1 pseudogene is annotated in these 229 nt (G+C 44.1%); it reads right to left on the reverse strand.

Annotated features, from left to right (window positions below):
- Nucleotides 1–229: pseudogene (locus tag LKX83_RS33050) on the reverse strand (U32 family peptidase); the annotation flags it as partial.

Below are 229 nucleotides of genomic sequence, written 5' to 3' on the forward strand. Positions count from 1 at the left end.
TTCTGAGGCCAAATTTAATATAAACCGGAGCGGCCACACGAATAATTTCTGGAATCTCATAGTGGCGGATAAAGCCGCCTATATCATCTGGAACTTCTACATAAATATCAATCGGAATATCTACTGCTTGTCGAATCGCAGCAAGGCGGGCAAGAGTTAGGTCTGTCGGTACGTTATATGTGTTCGCGCCCAATTGCTCAACAATTTTGATCGAAACCGGATTCGACTG

It is taken from the genome of Cohnella baijiui (genome assembly GCF_020731285.1).
GTDB lineage: Bacteria > Bacillota > Bacilli > Paenibacillales > Paenibacillaceae > Cohnella.